This window comes from Chamaesiphon sp., assembly GCF_041738855.1.
GTDB lineage: Bacteria > Cyanobacteriota > Cyanobacteriia > Cyanobacteriales > Chamaesiphonaceae > Chamaesiphon.
The window spans coordinates 24290-39947 of record NZ_JBGSPA010000037.1 but is presented as its reverse complement, the minus strand read 5'-3'; the positions used below and the strand labels follow the sequence as shown (position 1 = coordinate 39947).

Annotated in this window: 16 protein-coding genes; 8 read left to right on the top strand and 8 right to left on the bottom strand. The window is 48.9% G+C overall.

Translation table 11 applies throughout. The features are described from left to right. Positions 1-291: 291 nt before the first annotated feature. Both cysT and cysW read left to right on the top strand, forming a co-directional pair. On the top strand, positions 292-1158 hold the full coding sequence (cysT, locus tag ACEW9I_RS04865) for a sulfate ABC transporter permease subunit CysT (RefSeq protein WP_373539237.1): 867 nt from the start codon (positions 292-294) through the stop codon (positions 1156-1158). Continuing rightward, positions 1148-2008, top strand: a complete 861-nt coding sequence (cysW, locus tag ACEW9I_RS04860) for a sulfate ABC transporter permease subunit CysW (RefSeq protein ID WP_373539236.1) — start codon at positions 1148-1150, stop codon at positions 2006-2008. The genes cysT and cysW overlap by 11 nt, the downstream gene beginning before the upstream one ends. A gap of 41 nt (positions 2009-2049) precedes the next feature. Here cysW and ACEW9I_RS04855 read toward each other — a convergent pair whose 3' ends face one another. Further along, complete coding sequence (locus tag ACEW9I_RS04855; RefSeq protein ID WP_373539235.1) at positions 2050-2487, bottom strand: Rrf2 family transcriptional regulator; 438 nt, start codon at positions 2485-2487, stop codon at positions 2050-2052. A 215-nt stretch (positions 2488-2702) separates the two neighbouring features. Between ACEW9I_RS04855 and ACEW9I_RS04850 the strand changes: the two genes are divergently transcribed. Beyond that, entirely contained in the window at positions 2703-3719 is a 1017-nt protein-coding gene (locus tag ACEW9I_RS04850; RefSeq protein WP_373539234.1) for a sulfate/molybdate ABC transporter ATP-binding protein, read from the top strand. Positions 3720-4086: 367 nt separating this feature from the next. Here ACEW9I_RS04850 and ACEW9I_RS04845 read toward each other — a convergent pair whose 3' ends face one another. From ACEW9I_RS04845 to ACEW9I_RS04825, 5 genes are all read right to left on the bottom strand, one after another. Continuing rightward, entirely contained in the window at positions 4087-4701 is a 615-nt protein-coding gene (locus ACEW9I_RS04845) for a TetR/AcrR family transcriptional regulator (RefSeq protein WP_373539233.1), read from the bottom strand. A gap of 107 nt (positions 4702-4808) precedes the next feature. Beyond that, positions 4809-5438 carry a YqiA/YcfP family alpha/beta fold hydrolase gene (locus ACEW9I_RS04840; RefSeq protein ID WP_373539232.1) on the bottom strand — a complete coding sequence of 210 codons (630 nt, stop codon included), beginning with the start codon at positions 5436-5438 and terminating at the stop codon, positions 4809-4811. A gap of 159 nt (positions 5439-5597) precedes the next feature. Continuing rightward, on the bottom strand, positions 5598-7232 hold the full coding sequence (locus ACEW9I_RS04835; RefSeq protein ID WP_373539231.1) for a protein kinase: 1635 nt from the start codon (positions 7230-7232) through the stop codon (positions 5598-5600). Positions 7233-7353: 121 nt separating this feature from the next. Then, complete coding sequence (locus tag ACEW9I_RS04830; RefSeq protein ID WP_373539230.1) at positions 7354-7545, bottom strand: hypothetical protein; 192 nt, start codon at positions 7543-7545, stop codon at positions 7354-7356. Beyond that, positions 7545-8789: a hypothetical protein gene (locus ACEW9I_RS04825; RefSeq protein WP_373539229.1), complete on the bottom strand. Its 1245-nt coding sequence runs from the start codon at positions 8787-8789 to the stop codon at positions 7545-7547. The genes ACEW9I_RS04830 and ACEW9I_RS04825 overlap by 1 nt, the downstream gene beginning before the upstream one ends. A gap of 331 nt (positions 8790-9120) precedes the next feature. Between ACEW9I_RS04825 and rpmF the strand changes: the two genes are divergently transcribed. After that, the gene (gene rpmF / locus ACEW9I_RS04820; RefSeq protein ID WP_373539228.1) at positions 9121-9297 is read left to right on the top strand and encodes a 50S ribosomal protein L32; all 177 of its coding nucleotides are present in this window, start codon (positions 9121-9123) and stop codon (positions 9295-9297) included. 271 nt (positions 9298-9568) lie between these two features. Further along, positions 9569-10711, top strand: coding sequence for a peptidylprolyl isomerase (locus ACEW9I_RS04815; protein ID WP_373539227.1), 1143 nt, complete (start codon positions 9569-9571; stop codon positions 10709-10711). An 8-nt stretch (positions 10712-10719) separates the two neighbouring features. On the opposite strand, the gene ACEW9I_RS04810 is transcribed toward ACEW9I_RS04815, so the two are convergent. Continuing rightward, positions 10720-12603 carry a PP2C family serine/threonine-protein phosphatase gene (locus ACEW9I_RS04810; RefSeq protein WP_373539226.1) on the bottom strand — a complete coding sequence of 628 codons (1884 nt, stop codon included), beginning with the start codon at positions 12601-12603 and terminating at the stop codon, positions 10720-10722. A gap of 10 nt (positions 12604-12613) precedes the next feature. Here ACEW9I_RS04810 and ACEW9I_RS04805 point away from each other — a divergent pair, with 10 nt between their 5' ends. The 3 genes from ACEW9I_RS04805 to ACEW9I_RS04795 all read left to right on the top strand — a co-directional run bounded on the left by ACEW9I_RS04805 (position 12614) and on the right by ACEW9I_RS04795 (position 14288). Continuing rightward, positions 12614-12748, top strand: coding sequence for a hypothetical protein (locus ACEW9I_RS04805; protein ID WP_373539225.1), 135 nt, complete (start codon positions 12614-12616; stop codon positions 12746-12748). Positions 12749-12908: 160 nt separating this feature from the next. After that, entirely contained in the window at positions 12909-13829 is a 921-nt protein-coding gene (locus tag ACEW9I_RS04800; RefSeq protein WP_373539224.1) for an LD-carboxypeptidase, read from the top strand. Positions 13830-13979: 150 nt separating this feature from the next. Then, positions 13980-14288 carry a DUF3067 family protein gene (locus ACEW9I_RS04795; protein WP_373539223.1) on the top strand — a complete coding sequence of 103 codons (309 nt, stop codon included), beginning with the start codon at positions 13980-13982 and terminating at the stop codon, positions 14286-14288. A gap of 181 nt (positions 14289-14469) precedes the next feature. Here ACEW9I_RS04795 and ACEW9I_RS04790 read toward each other — a convergent pair whose 3' ends face one another. Then, a complete protein-coding gene (locus tag ACEW9I_RS04790) occupies positions 14470-15468 on the bottom strand; it encodes a phosphoribulokinase (protein WP_373539222.1) in 999 nt (332 codons plus the stop codon). Between the last annotated feature and the right edge of the window lie 190 nt (positions 15469-15658).

The window sequence follows — 15658 nt, the reverse complement described above, 5'->3', positions numbered from 1 at the left end:
ACACTCTAGATCTCAGTCCGCGTAGCGATGCGCGCTCCTCGGGTTCCCCGAGGGTTTAGCGCATCAAGACAGGCGGACTTTGCAGCACTAGCGGCGATTTTAATCGCTGTGCTGTCCTAACTGCCTTGGCGGTTGCTATACAACGACTCGAATTGTGGGATCTTTAGTCGAACGCGGAATTATTCAACGACATCAGCGTCATTTTATCGTTTCACTCGCTGACGCAGCCTCTGTGAAAGAGCATCGCGATCCTTTCTGGCACTATGAAATTTAGACTTTTAACTTCTACATATGAGCAACATCATTCCCGCCAACATCGTCAAACCCAAACCAGCTTGGAAAGTGTGGTTCGATCGCCTCCGTCATCTACCATGGACGTGGCGAGTCATGTGGTTTTATCTCAGTGCGATGCTATTTCTCCCCCTGGGGGCGATGTTTGCCAAAGCTGGGAGCGGCGGCTGGGCAAAATTCTGGGAAATAGCTAGCAGTCCAATTGCTTTAGCTACTTATGATGTGACCTTTACCACTTCGTTAATTGCCACCCTGATTAATGGTCTGTTTGGCACTGCGATCGCGTGGGTCTTGGTGCGGTATGATTTTCCTGGTAAGCGCATTGTTGATGCTTCGATCGATCTCCCGTTTGCACTACCTACCTCAGTGGCTGGTCTGACTTTAGCCACTGTGTATAGCGATAATGGCTGGATTGGGAGTATCTTCGCGCCATTTGGCATCAAAATCGCCTTCACACGGTTGGGAGTGGGGATGGCGATGTTATTTATCTCGCTGCCATTTATTGTCCGCACTATTCAACCAGTATTGATTGAGATGGAAAAAGACATTGAGGAAGCAGCCTGGTGTCTGGGAGCATCGGATTGGCAAACTTTTCGGCAAGTGATTTTACCCCCACTGTTGCCGTCGATTTTGACTGGGATGGCTCTAGGCTTTTCCCGTGCGGTGGGTGAATATGGTTCGACTGTCATTATCGCCTCCAATACCCCTTTTAAAGATCTCATCGCCCCAGTATTAATCTTCCAAAGATTGGAGCAATACGACTATGCCGGAGCAACGACAATTGGCGTAGTTTTGTTGGGAATTTCGTTATTACTGCTCCTGTGTATCAATATCCTTCAAGCTTGGGGTCAGCGTTATGAAGATTAGCACTCCTACCAATACTTTAGTCCGGCAAGGGCCAGACAAAAAACAACTTAATTGGATTCCGATCGCTTTAATTGGCATTACGCTCGGCTATATTAGTCTGATTATTTATATTCCCGCCATCAATGTCTTTTATCAAGCATTTCACAAGGGGATCGATCCCTTTGTCGCCAATCTCACCAATTCCGAGTTCTTGAGTGCAGCAAGAGTCACTCTATCACTAGCCTTGATTACTGTCCCGATTAATACTGTGTTTGGGCTGTGTGCGGCTTGGTCGATCGCGCGGCACCAATTTCCAGGGCGGACGCTATTATTGAGTATTATCGACCTGCCATTATCGATTTCTCCGGTGGTGGCTGGTTTGATGATTATGTTGCTCTACGGGCGTCAAGGCTGGTTTGGGGGCTGGTTGGAAGATCGCGGCATCGGGATTGTGTTTGCTTTTCCAGGGATGGCTCTGGCAACTGCGTTTGTGAGTATGCCGTTTGTGGTGCGGGAGGTGATTCCGGTGTTGGAAGAGGCGGGGGTGGATCAGGAAGAAGCGGCGAGAACTTTGGGCGCAAGCGATTGGCAGATTTTTTGGCGGGTGACGTTGCCCAATATTCGCTGGGGGTTGATGTATGGCGTACTGTTGACCAATGCCCGCGCGATGGGTGAGTTTGGAGCGGTATCGGTGGTATCGGGAAATGTGGCAAATGCGACTCAAAGTTTGCCGCTGTTTGTTGAGGATGTCTATAAACAATACGACACTGAAGCGGCTTTTTCAGCAGCGGTTGTTCTCGCTTTACTCGCTGCGGTAACTTTGGTACTCAAGGAAATTTTGGAAAGTAAAACGCGGATTAAGGATGAGTGAGGATTGTTGGGTTTCACATTCGTTCAACCCAACCTACAGATCTAAATATAATACATTGGGCTGCTCTGACGCTGAGTCTCTAATGTCTTGGCTAAATCTTGCAGTGTATAACTTTGTAAAATCTCATTTACTGAGTCTTTAATACCTGCAAATGTTTGGGTGATGACAGTTTTTTCGAGGGTATTGGGAGTGGTTGGATCGACTTTTTTACGATCGCCACTACCTTCGATCGCCACTACCACATCGAGTAAGGTAATCTGCCACAATTCTCGCGCGAGGCGATAGCCACCTTTCATCCCCCGCTGACTGGAGAGTATTCCCTGCCGTTTGAGCGAGGTGAAGATCTGGTCGAGATATCGCTCTGGTAGGGACTGACTAGCGGCAATCTCATTGACTTTGAGCGGTTTGCCTTGTGCCTGCCTGTCGGCGATTTCGAGCAGTGCAACTAAGGCATATTCTAGGCGAGAAGATAGTTCCACTGGCAATTCGATCGGATACTGTCTTTACGATATCACGGTTTTCCGCTCGACCTGTAGTAGTAACTTATAATTGATGAGGGGCAGATGTTGTCTAACTTTTGTAGCTCGACACTCCGTAAGCGGATTTTCAAATTTGGTATAAAATAAGTCTTTATTTTAAGTGTAAGTTGACGTCAGATTAATTAAATATTTTAGCGATCGGGTATTTTAAATCAATGGGCATATCAGTAAAAAATGTATCGAAGCAGTTTCGTAGCTTTCAAGCTGTCGATGGTGTGGATCTGGAAATCGAATCGGGTGCGCTAGTGGCTCTCTTGGGTCCTTCGGGGTCGGGGAAGTCAACGCTGTTGCGGTTGATTGCGGGGCTGGAGACACCGGATCGTGGCAAAATTTGGCTCACAGGTACGGATGCTACCAATCAGAGTGTTCAGGAGCGAAATATCGGGTTTGTGTTCCAGCATTATGCGTTATTTAAGCACTTGACGATTCGGGAAAATATCGGGTTTGGACTGAAGATTCGCAAGGCTAGTGCTGCCAAAATCAAAGCTAGGGCGGATGAATTGCTGGAACTGGTGCAGTTGTCGGGGTTGGGCGATCGCTATCCGTCCCAATTATCGGGCGGGCAGCGGCAGCGGGTGGCTTTGGCGCGATCGCTTGCTGTCGAACCGAAGGTATTGTTGCTAGATGAGCCGTTTGGGGCGTTGGATGCCAAGGTGCGAAAGGATTTGCGGGCTTGGTTGCGGCGGCTGCATGATGAGGTACATGTGACGACGGTATTTGTTACTCACGACCAGGAGGAGGCGATGGAAGTCGCCGACAAAATCGTGGTGATGAATAAAGGTCGAATTGAGCAAGTGGGCACGGCGGCGGAGATTTATGACCGACCTGCGAGTGCATTTGTGATGAGCTTTATCGGCCCTGTCAATGTTTTACCCAGCAGTGCGGATATTTTTCAAAATAACGGGTTTGAAGCCAATCATCCTCAGGTCTATCTCCGTCCCCAAGATATCTCGATCGCGACAACCCCCGATAGTACGCTGACGGTGGCGACAGTAACGCGGATCATTCATCTCGGGTGGGAGATTCAAGCAGAGTTGGCACTGGCTGACGGGCAAATTATTTCGGCGCATCTGACTCGCGATCGGTTTGATGAGTTACGCCTGGAAGCCCAGCAAACTGTGTATATCAAACCCAAAGAATCTAAATCTTTTCCTTTGTATTACTCGATTTAAATTTTTACTGATTTATAGCAACCGCCAAGACTGTTATGACACTTCAGCGATTTCAATCGCCGCACGCGCAAGCAAAGTCCGCCTGTCTTGTCTTGACCGAAACGCTTAGCACGAGGAGACCTCAGCGCGATTTCGGTCGCTGATGCGCTGTCTTGACCCAAACACATGCGGAGGGAACCTCCGCGTGATTTGGGTCGCTAAACCCTCGGGGAACCCTACGTATCGCGCATCGCTACGCGGACTGATTTAACGTTGAGAGGAAATCCTTATTCCGAACTCCCATTGATTTGTCTAGTCCGCGTAGGCGGACTTTGCATCATCAGCCGAGACTTCCAGTCTCAGGCTATTCATCAGAAGTCGGGGAAATTCATGAATTGCCCCGACTTTTAGTTTGAGTAGCTAAACCATTGATATAGTCGTGGAGGTGAGCGATCGCGCGCTCCAGATAGATATCATCACCGTACAATTTACTCATCATAATTGCCCCCTCGATTGTCACAAACAGAATAGTTGCTACCTGTTCGCGGTCGATAGTAGTCTCAATCTCACCCTGACGAATGCCTAGCTCGACAATACTGAGAATCAGTGCGCGGATACTATTTACAGCTTCTTGGGCATGGGTGCGTAACAGCGGGTGAGTATCATCGCTCTCGACCGCCGTGTTCAAAATCGGACAGCCACCGACACCGATTGGTTGAGTCGTAAAGCCCTGAAAACTGTTAGCAAAAGCGTGTAATCGATCGATTGCCGTGTTTTGGAGCGATACTTTAGCCATCGCCGCTGCCAGTATCAAACCGAGCGTATAGTCAAATGCGGCTACTGCGATTTCATCTTTACTTTTAAAATGATAATAAATCCCACTTTTGCCCAATCCTGTCAGCCGCGTAATGTCCGCGATTGACGATCCGGCGTAGCCATTCTGATTGAAAATAACCGCAGCCGTTTCGATGATTCTTTGCTTAGTGCGATCGGCTTTAGACACTGGAGCTTAAATAATTTCCATATATACTAATATTTTAAGACAATTTAGATATAGACGTCAATGTCATCTTGATACTTTAGGTATGCAAAAAGTAGGATGATGGCTAGTTATAAGTAACAAAAGTCACAGATCTCTTGCCAGATCCGTTCGCTGACATTGGTAAGCTGATGGTCGCTCTCCCACTCCAACAGCCTTACCCAGGGACGACTTCCACTAAAGTTGCGACTCGCAGAAATCGGAATCACGTCATCATTAACCCCATGAATAATTACAGTTGGCAGGACGCGATCGATCTGAGTAAGAGGATATCTATGAGCGTCAACAACGAAATTGTAATGTAGGGGTGATAAATTTTTGAGAGCATGATGATAGATTGGTAGGTAGTAGGTATTTTTCCATGAATTTAATTGGCGATCGCCAATCTTTGGTAGCCAATGATTCAGAAAATCAAAAGCAGGTGCCAAAAGTATCAGTCGCTCGACTTGAGGATAGTCTTGAGCGATAATTGTTGACACCCAACCCCCAAGACTAGAGCCAATTAAAGTCACTGGGGAGCCATCTTTGGGAAATAAGTCCACAACTTGGGCGATCTGCCGCGCAACTGTTAGATGAGTAAAGTCGTCCTGATTGAGATCGGGGACTTGTAACTCGATCCCAATCTCGGCAAACTGCGATCGGATGTATCGGGCTTTGGTAGAGCCAGGGCCAGATGCAAAACCGTGTAAGTAAATATACATGCACTAGTGGGTGATAAGAGGGAGAACCGATCGCGTTTTTGCTCCCAGTGGACGACTAAATCTGCATCGTTAGTTGCGAGTTTGGCTCTGGTTGGATGCTGTTACTAGGTTACCCACACCGCCCACTAGAATTTTCAATCCACCATGAACCAATCGCCGCTACCACAAAGGTACTCGATCGGCAGGAGGGGCAGGCGTTGGGGTGGATGGCGTGCTCTTCTCCGGTAGTGGATCGGTGGGCGGTGGGTAGATGATGACTGACGGCACAGGCGATGGCGAGGGCGTGACTTCAGGCGATGGGGATGGGACGTCGATCGGGATTGGCGACTCAGATGGACTGGGGACAACTTCTGGACTGGGTTGAGGCGTCACTGGCTCTGGATCTGGTTGGCGGTCATTTTTGGGTGTCGGCACTGGCAGCGGTTGGGGCGTGACGATCGATGGGCGGGGACTTGTCTTTGGTGGCGGTTTTGGGGTGGCTGTTGGTGTTGCCAGCGGGACATTACAGCCAGTGACTTGGTTATTGTAAACCCAGCCTGTCGATCGATCGGCCATTTGAATTTGGATAAAGGCATCTTGGGCGGCGAGGAAGACTACTTTTGTACCCCGAGGCAAGTTGGCTTCGATCTTGGCATCGCGCTGGGGTTGGGCGCGGACTCTAGTTGAGGGTAGATCGGTGGGTGTAGCGATCCGGCAGCGATCGGATTGCAGATCGGTAGCAAAATCTCGCCGATCGAGTAAATTGTTGCTAAATAAAGCAAAACTACCCACAGCCGCCCCAATCGCCACGATCCCACCCACGATCGGGAGCAATGATGTCCGCGCTGGTGGTGACGGCTGAGTCCCTGGCGATCCTGACGGGGGATAACGGGTGACGCCAGGAGCCACCACAGTTGCTGCTGAATCGATCCGCTGATGCGGCGGCTGAGTGACTGGGGGTGTCTGGATGTAGGTGGAGTGGGGGGTAAAAGTACCCGTACTCAGCCCCCGTACAGCCTGGAGAGCCTCTGTGGCAGTATGATAGCGATCTTTGAAGTGATAGCGAGTCATCTGCTGGAGGATGGCAACTAGCCGAGGATCGGCGACAGTGAGATGCTCCCATTTGAGTTCGCCAGTGCGATCGTCTGCGGGCAGATCGTAGGGGTTGACGCCAGTCAGAGCTTGGATCGCGATCGCGCCCAAGGCGTACATATCGCTACTGGCACGCGGATTGCCGGAGGCTTGCTCGATCGGCATATAGCCAGGTGTACCGATCGCCACTGTCATCGTATTCTGTCCGTGCAATAGCTGTTGATTGCGGACTTGTTTGATCGCGCCAAAGTCGATCAGAATCAGCTTGCGATCGACACTGCGACGCATAATATTATCAGGCTTGAGATCGCGATGAATCACCCCCTGAGCGTGGATAAAAGTCAGAATTTCTAAAATCTCTTCTAGTAGTTCGATGACTTGGGGTTCGCTCCACTTCGCTGCATTTTTTAGTTCTGTGGAGAGGGGATGCCCTGGTATGTATTCCTGAACCAAATAAAATTCTTGGTTCTCTTCAAAATAAGCCAGCAATCGCGGAATCCGATCGTGATTTCCCAATTGCTGCAAGACGATCGCTTCTTTCTCAAATAGTTTGCGCGCGAGATCGAGAAGCGCGCGATCGGCACTAGCTGGCTTGAGATGTTTGAGTACGCATTTGGGATAGCCTGGTAGATGTAAGTCTTCAGTGATATAGGTTTGCCCAAATCCCCCAGCACCCAAAACTTGGAGTACGCGATAGTGTCCCGCTAATAACTGACCGATCATCTAATAAATCCAGCTCCTCAAATATCTCAACTTTACCCTTTCTCTCGACTAATTGACGATATATTGAAGCTTTTAGTGGCAGATCTGGCAACTACTCCTTTCTCAGCGGAGAATTAGACGTTTAGGGTAGAGGGTAGATGGTGGATGGTGGATGGTGGATGGTGAATGGCGGATGGTGAATGGTGGATGGTGGATGGTGGATGGTGGATGGTGAATGGCGGATGGTGAATGGTGGATGGTGGATGGTGGATGGTGAATTGTCTATTTCTTGGGCGGGAGGGAAGTAACCAGGATTGGTAGTCCAAATCGCCATCAACTGTCTACCGTAGACAGTTGCACAGCTTGCTCGATCGCCCAACTGGGGCAACCGCGCTCAGTTTTGACAATCTTGCGGTGAATTTCTTGCCCGAGGGCATTTTTTAATACTTCAGTCCGCACGATCCGATCGCCTTCTTGGAGGTAGTTCATCAATACTGTCATCGCCTTGAGCTTGAGTGATGCTTGCCGCTGTATGAGGGACAGTGCCGGATCTGCTGGTATCGAAGTGTCAACTGGCGCGGGACTAGCGGGCGGCTCTACTGGCGCGACAGGTGCTACTTGCGGTGGCAAATTGGAGCTTTGGGGTAGCGGTGGACTATTGTCGATCTCGCTACTATTGAGTAGTTCGCCGATCTGATAGATGCCCTCAATCCGATCGACATCCTCCGTATCTTCGGTATTGAAAGTGTTCAAGTATGACTCCAGATCTAGCTCTTCATCTAGTGCTGGCAATCGCACCGCTCGTTCTGTTTGAGTAGCACTGTTGCGCTCGAAAGGCTCTGGAGCAAGGCTCTCTAGCGGCGGCGATCGCCGGATGCTGGCGGTACGCGCAGTTGGATCTAGTGGTGACAATGAATTAGCTGCTGGCTGGGGCTGCCCTGCTAAGGATGAACGCGATGGCAAAGTAGATCTAGTAGGATCGATCGCGCTGATGCCACTAGCTCGCGACTCGATCCACACGACATATTCTTCCGGCTCGATCTTGATTTCGCCCCTAAGTGTGCGGAGGATAAAGTTACCTTGTTTGGGCTGCAAATCTTCAACTAGACACCAATTACCTTTACTAAATGTCAACACATCAATTGGTGGATGTGGATTATTGAGCTGGTAACGTTTGTGATTCCACCATACTTTCCATAATTCAATTACTTCGGTATAGTTTAACTTGTAGCCATCAGGAACTTGATAATAGTGATATTCAGTAAATTCAGGATGAGAGGATTTCTGTCTAGTCACAAATCCTAAATCCAGCAAGTTTTCAATAATAGTGGATCGATCGCTATAACTATTACTAACTAGCACCTTCCGCTGCCACTGGTTGACCTGCTTACTAATTCCAATCAACCTACCATTGCGATCGCTCAATCTGATTGAGGTTTCAGTCGCTTCTAATTTTAAGTTTTGGCTAGAGCTAGACTGCTTTTGACCCCGAGCAAAATAACCAATAATTACTAATTCTTCAGTCATCAAATGAGGGTGTCTATTGTCGCCAGTGGAGAGGTTATTTGTTTCTGTCATGGGGTTATACCAGCAAGAGTTTAGCGATCGAAAGTTTTCAGGGACAATCTTAATTAGCGATCGGTAGCAGGTACTATTTTGATAGATTAATTACTAACTGCCACTTTGTCCCCCAATTTTAGCTATTCAAAATTGGAATCTGGCAGTGGGTTGAGCGATTTTGAGTATTTTGACTTAGCTAAAATGTGCAATCACGATCCCCAACTCGATTCAGGCAGCAGTCCTCAATGAGCAGAGCGATCGAACATCTATTTATTATCGCCAACTTTTTACCAAAGTGGGATCTAACCCTGCTATGCTAGAAAGGCTGTGCCTACATACATATATTCCTATGGCAGTTCCAAAGAAGAAAACGTCTAAATCCAAACGTGACAAACGCCGTGCAACTTGGGTAAATAAAGCCGCCATCCAAGCCAAAAAAGCCCTGTCATTGGGTAAATCCGTACTCACCGGACGCTCTACTAGCTTTGTTTATCCTCAGCCCGACGCCGAAGACGCTGCTGAATAATCACAGCTTCCTTGGCATCTTCGATCGCGTCGGCTCTGCCGCATCGAGAGTCCATCCTTGCCGCAGGCATCTAAAAATTGGCGACATGAGGATCGCACATCCAGGAGACTCCCGCTTACTGCCCGCGCAGAAGCGGTGAGCAGAATGGAGGTTAAAGACAGGTAGTCCTCTAAAATTGTCAATAGGAAGCGAGGATGAGCGCAGAGTAACACTTGAGAGATCCCAGATGTGGCAAGATGAAGGGGTCGATGATATCAATCTTTTTTAACAGATGCAAACGGGCAAAAATTCGATCCTCAGTCGCTGTCTTGGCGCAGTTGTATCGGCGGGGAACCCGCCCACACTGCGCCGCTGGCGACACTGGTTGCAGACTGGAGTAGTCGCAATCTTACTAGTGAGCCTATCCGCTGGGCTGAGTGCAGCCACTTTACTACCATCAGGAAATGCGATTACCGACGCACAGTCGATCTTGCGGTATGCACTGCCGATCGACAATAAACCAGTCCGAGATCTCCAAGATAGTTTGGAAGATATTTCCAACCATTTGCGCGGCAAACAGTGGAGTACGATCGCTAATGATGTCAAAAAAGCTGCTGGGATCTTAAAAAATAAACAAGCTGATATCCTCAAGGCTGTACCCGCAGCCCAGCAAGCTCAAGCCCAAACACTGCTCGATGAGATTGGGACTAGTGTAGCTGCGCTGATTATTTCTACAGATGCCAGGGATAAGCCCCAGGTACAAGCCGAACGCGCTGAGGCTCTGGCTAAAATTGGTACGCTCGAAGCGGAGATGGTGACGGGTTTCCCCTATCAAGTACCTGCTGACTACAGTGACTTACCACAGTTGCTAGGGCGCGCGACGATCGCGCTCACAACTACCAAAGGAGATATCAACCTCACTGTCGATGGTTACAACGCACCAGTTACGGCTGGCAACTTTGTCGATCTCGTCAATCGGGGCTTTTATAACGATCTCGCCTTCACGCGAGCTGAAAATGATTATGTGCTCCAAATTGGCGATCCACCAGGCGATGAAGTCGGTTTCATCGATCCCAAAACTAAAAAGTATCGAGCGGTACCACTCGAAGTGATGGTCAAAGGCGATAAAGAGCCGATGTATGGAGTTACGATGGAAGATGCTGGGAGATTTCGCGAGGAACCAGTTTTGCCGTTCTCTTCCTATGGTGCGCTAGCAATGGCACGCCCAGAAAACGATCCCAATGGTGGCTCGTCTCAATTCTTTTTCTTTCTGTTCGAGCCAGAATTGACTCCCGCAGGACGCAATCTCCTCGATGGACGGTACACAGTATTTGGCTACGTCACATCAGGACAATCAGTCCTCGGACAACTCAAAGCTAGTGACAAAATTGTGTCGGCAAAGGTGATTACAGGTGGAGATCTGTTGAAGGCATAGCTTACCGATTAGTTCGGGGTGTTGCTCGGACTAATTACTGGGCTGGGGGTGGTTGTTGGTGTCGAAGTAGAATTACTTTGAGCATATAACCAACCGCCAGCACCGATCGCCATTAGCAAAATCAGTCCGATCGCCCCGAATACTAAAGACTTTTTGGCACCATCAGTAGTCGATATCGGTGCTCGATCGAGATCTGAGCGATCGGTTTCGGGACTACTCAGCAACAAGGTATCAGCCTGAATCAATGTAGCCGCATCCGCCGGAAAATCTTGCAGGACGGTACTTTTTCCGGCTTCAACGGGTTGCTTGACCTGGCAATGAACGAGGGCAACAGTGGCATTATCATGACCATTGTGGGTATTTGCCATGTTGATCGTGCGCTGACACGCAGTTGCCAGATCGACTTTTCCTTCCAAAACGGGGAGGATTTCGGTTTGCCAGTACTGTTCGACCCGATCTCGATCGCTCACGCCATCAGAACAGAGCAAAAAGATACATTCTTCATCGACGATCGAGCGGCGAATATTGGGATGCAGTGCAGTGGAAGAATTCATCCCCAAGGCTTGAAACAGCGACCCCGAACTACTCATCCCCAAAGCTTCTCGATACAACATCCCACTGAGGCGGACTTCCCGAGTTGCCAAGTCGTCATCTAAAGTCATCTGATGACAACCAGTCCGCGTGATCCGATAGACGCGACTATCGCCAATATGGGCGATGTACGCCTCATGACCGTAGATCAGGCTCATTACCATCGTCGTCCCCATTCGTTCCCGTTCCTGGCGATTTTCGCTGTCATTGCGGAGACTGATCTGGTCGTTGGCAACGCAGGTAGAGTTCTCGATTTGAATGGTAATACTATCGGGATAGCGATTTTCCGGTTTACTGAGGACGTTCTCGATCCGGCGGCGAATAGTATCGATCGCTAGGCTAGAAGCTACTTCACCGCCTTGATGTCCGCCGACACCATCACAGACGATTGTCAGGCTCAGATCGTAGCCAGTATTTTGATACAGCGGGTCGCCACTAGGGGGATAGCAAGCATCCTCATTCTGCTCTCTAGTCGGCCCCGTATGGCTGAGGGTGATATAGTTACAGTTGAGAAATTGTTTTTGACCCACAGTCCGCAGTGCTTCGTCAAGTAGCGCGATCAGTTGGGTGGCAGTTGTCACATCTTCTTTAATTAGGCGATTGGAGATTTTTTCCAAAGTCTGGGCGATGCCGATCCGCGCATTTTTTTGCCAGGATTTCCACAGTTTGCCGAGTTCGGCTAATTTGGGCGGTGAGTCGCCATTGGGCACCAACTCGATCGTCCGCAACAATCCACCTTCCACCCGCAACAGCTCTGGATGTAGTAGCGTTCTACTCACCCCCTCTACCTGCATGGAGTCCCACAGGTTGGCGATTTGCCACAGCCAATTGAGCTGGCGCATCGATCCGGCAGTTTTCCAGCTTTCACCGATTTCTGGCATCACCTTGCCTGCGAGTGCGGCTCCCAAGCCCTCACTATAAATCGGTACTTTTTCGAGCAACCAGAGCGTACTTGTTCTCCGTCCCGATCGATTGTGAGCGATCGAGCCATACACTTGCGGCACATGGGGACGGTGCCCGAGCAATCGTAAGTAGGGAGTGATATACTCAGGGACGCGATCGACTACCTCTGGCTGCCATCCTGGCTTCAGATCCAGCAGCACCCGATTGTTGACAACAACATAGCGGTTATTTGCCAATGTTTGACCGATTTTCAAGCTAGAGGCATCTTCGCCGAGCGTCCATAAGTATACTTTGGGGATTGCCGTGCGGCAATGGGCACAAAAATTATGGCTCGGTAAATTGGGAGCTTGACATTCGGGATTTGGGCAGATAATTTTTGCCGCTATTGGGTTGGTCATGGGATTGGGGGTGCTCCAGTCAGTCGATAGTTTGCGCTATCATGGCAAGTCAGATGTGATGGTTGGGGCGGTATCGATTGCCTTCGGTCTAGCAAAGCTGAGCGATCGCTCGCGCTTGAGTGGGCGATCTGTGGTGATGATTTAGTTGACCTTCACAGCCGCCGTCGGTGACTTTCTCGATTGTGGAAACTCTACCAGTTGACGTCATGCCAAACTAAACACTACTCAACCCAAATTCTAACCTGCGATCGCTTGCTAAATCTCTACCGCTAGCAAAAATAAATCTGCTTATCTTATAAATACCCATGATTCACCCTTGTCAAACACCTTTGCCTCTCAAAAGTGGAGATTTATTGAGGGTCATCGCTCCGAGTGGGAGATTGCGGGATCGAGTGCAACTCGATCGAGGGATCGAGATTTGGCAAAAACGCGGTTATCGAGTCGAAGTAGCACCAGCAGTTACCGCAGGCTGGGGCTACTTAGCAGGCACCGATCTCCAGCGGCGCGAGCAGTTGGCGGCTGCTTGGGCCGATCCCGCATGTCGGGCGATCCTGTGTGTCCGTGGCGGCTATGGTGGGATGCGGCTGTTGGAAGATTGGCAGTGGGGGGAAATTACCACACCAAAATGGCTGATTGGATTTTCAGATATTACCGCCCTATTGTGGAGTCTCCAGCGGCAAGGTATCGTCAGTGTGCATGGCCCCCTGTTGACTACCCTTGCTGATGAGCCTGATTGGTCGCAACAGCGATTACTGGACTTGGTGACCGGACAGCCACTGCCGCCGCTTCAGGGTGATAGCTGGGTCGGTAATGTGGCGCGGGGGCGACTCTTGCCGTGCAATCTGACTGTCGCTACCCATCTCCTCGGTACCCCATTTCAACCAGATTTTAGGGGTGCTATTCTAGCGATCGAAGATGTGACTGAAGCTCCCTATCGGATCGATCGCTTGCTCACTCACTGGCGGCTTACTGGCGCACTCTCGCAGCTTGCAGGGATTGCGATCGGCAGGTTTAGTCAATGCGATCCGCTGCCTGGAAGTTTTAGCTTTACAGTAGAGGAAGTACTCCGCGATCGACTTACAGATCTCCACATTCCGATCGTCGCCAATCTCCCCTTCGGACATGATGGCTGCAATGCCGCATTACCCGTAGGTGTCGAGGCAGTTTTAGACGGCAATACGGGAGAGCTTAGGTGTGAGGGGAAGGTGTTAGGCTTTAGGCTTTAGGCTTTGGGGGGAAAGGCTTCGGACTTCAAGTAAAAATTATTTCGCGACAATACGCTCAACATCTTATGAAATTAGTTTGTGGCAACCTCCTAAATTCAAGATTCTAACTCAAATCCTAATACCTAATACCTAATACCTAAAGCCTAGACTATGACTGGACGAGAACTCAGAGAAATTATCTTGATAAAATGGGGCTATTCCTATGATGTCCAAATGCGAAAAACGCCAACCAAAATCTACTTACAGGTGATGTGGAAATACCAAGAACAAGCATCTTTTCCGCTCTCTGAAGCAGACTATCTGGCGCATTTAGATAATATTGGTTCTTATCTAGCCGCAATGGGTAGTGTCGAACAAGTTCAAAATTTCATCGAAAAAACAACTGAGAAACCACGACTGGGAAAAGCCGTCAGTATGTTACTAGATTTAGGCGATCGGACATCAGAATGGATTTTGTAAGTAGGTAAGCAATCCTAACTGAAAAGCTAGGTTGATGTAGGGTATGTCAGGTGGCTGCCGTAACGCATCAGTATTCGATCTTAAAACCTAAAACCTAAAACCTAAAGCCAAAAAAAAGAGGGTAGTACATCACTCCCTCTCGATCGCTAAAATCAGTCTAACTCACGTTAACTTAATCCACCTAAACTTTCGCAACTACTTTACTTTGAGTAGTCAAATGTTCGTAAGTCGCTCTCATTTTGAGACCAACCATCACTTGAAATAAACCTGTGCCATTGGTGGAACCAGGATACTCCTTGTGTTGGAGGAGCAGACTAGTCATTTCGCCTGTATGTTTGGTCGAGATATTGCTCAGGTGGCTCTCAATGTAACTTACCTGTTCCAAGTTGCCTAATTCGCCATCGATTTCGAGCACAGATACTGGATTCCCATAGTAGAGATCGGGACCGTAGAACATCTTGATGCCAGGGTAGGGACATTCAAGTTTGCGTCCGCAAGGTCTCCAATCAATAGTGGAACCCTCATCAAATAAATAGACGGGACTGAAATCTGATACACCTTCACGCTGCATCAGCCGCACCCGCAGCAGCTTGCTCTCTTTGTCATCTAAGAGCTTAGTCGGCAATACTTGAATTACCACGTCAGCATGACCGCGCTGTGGCTCGATATATGCTTCAAAATCTGGACGACGAGATTCGATCGCCGCTAAGACATCATCATAAGTGTGTCCGCGTTCTGCCATATCGCGTTTGATTTTCCAGGCGATTTTGACATCATCAGTGATATCTAGATAAACGCTAAAGTCAATCAGCCCCCGCACTCTCTCATCATACAGTGGGTGCAATCCTTCAATCACTACCACATGATTGGGTTCGATTTTCTCTGGGGGGTCGATCAAACCAGTTTCATGATTGTAAATTGGTTTATCGATAACTTGACCGCTTTTGAGAGCTTTGATTTGCTCGTACATCAGGTCAAAATTATTGGCGCGCGGATCGAGTGCTGTCACTTTTTGCTCTTTCCGCTGATATCGATCGAGACTATGGTAGTCGTCCAAACAGATTACCGTCACGAAATCCTCTCCAAACAAGTCGATAATCCGTTGTAAAAACGTTGACTTACCGCAACCGGAATCTCCAGCCACGCCAATTACTACCACGCGATCCACCTTACTGGTCATAGCTATCCTCTATATATTGAAATTATTTGTAAGTATTTAGTTCTAGTTCTTTGAAATAAAATTCTACCTTAATCCGACCGCCCAAACGAACCAACTTCACATCAATTTTTCGATTGGTTCTGGTCGATCCTGGTGCAATTATCGCTCGAATCGGGTACTATCGCGATCGATCGAGCAGAAAATCGTACAT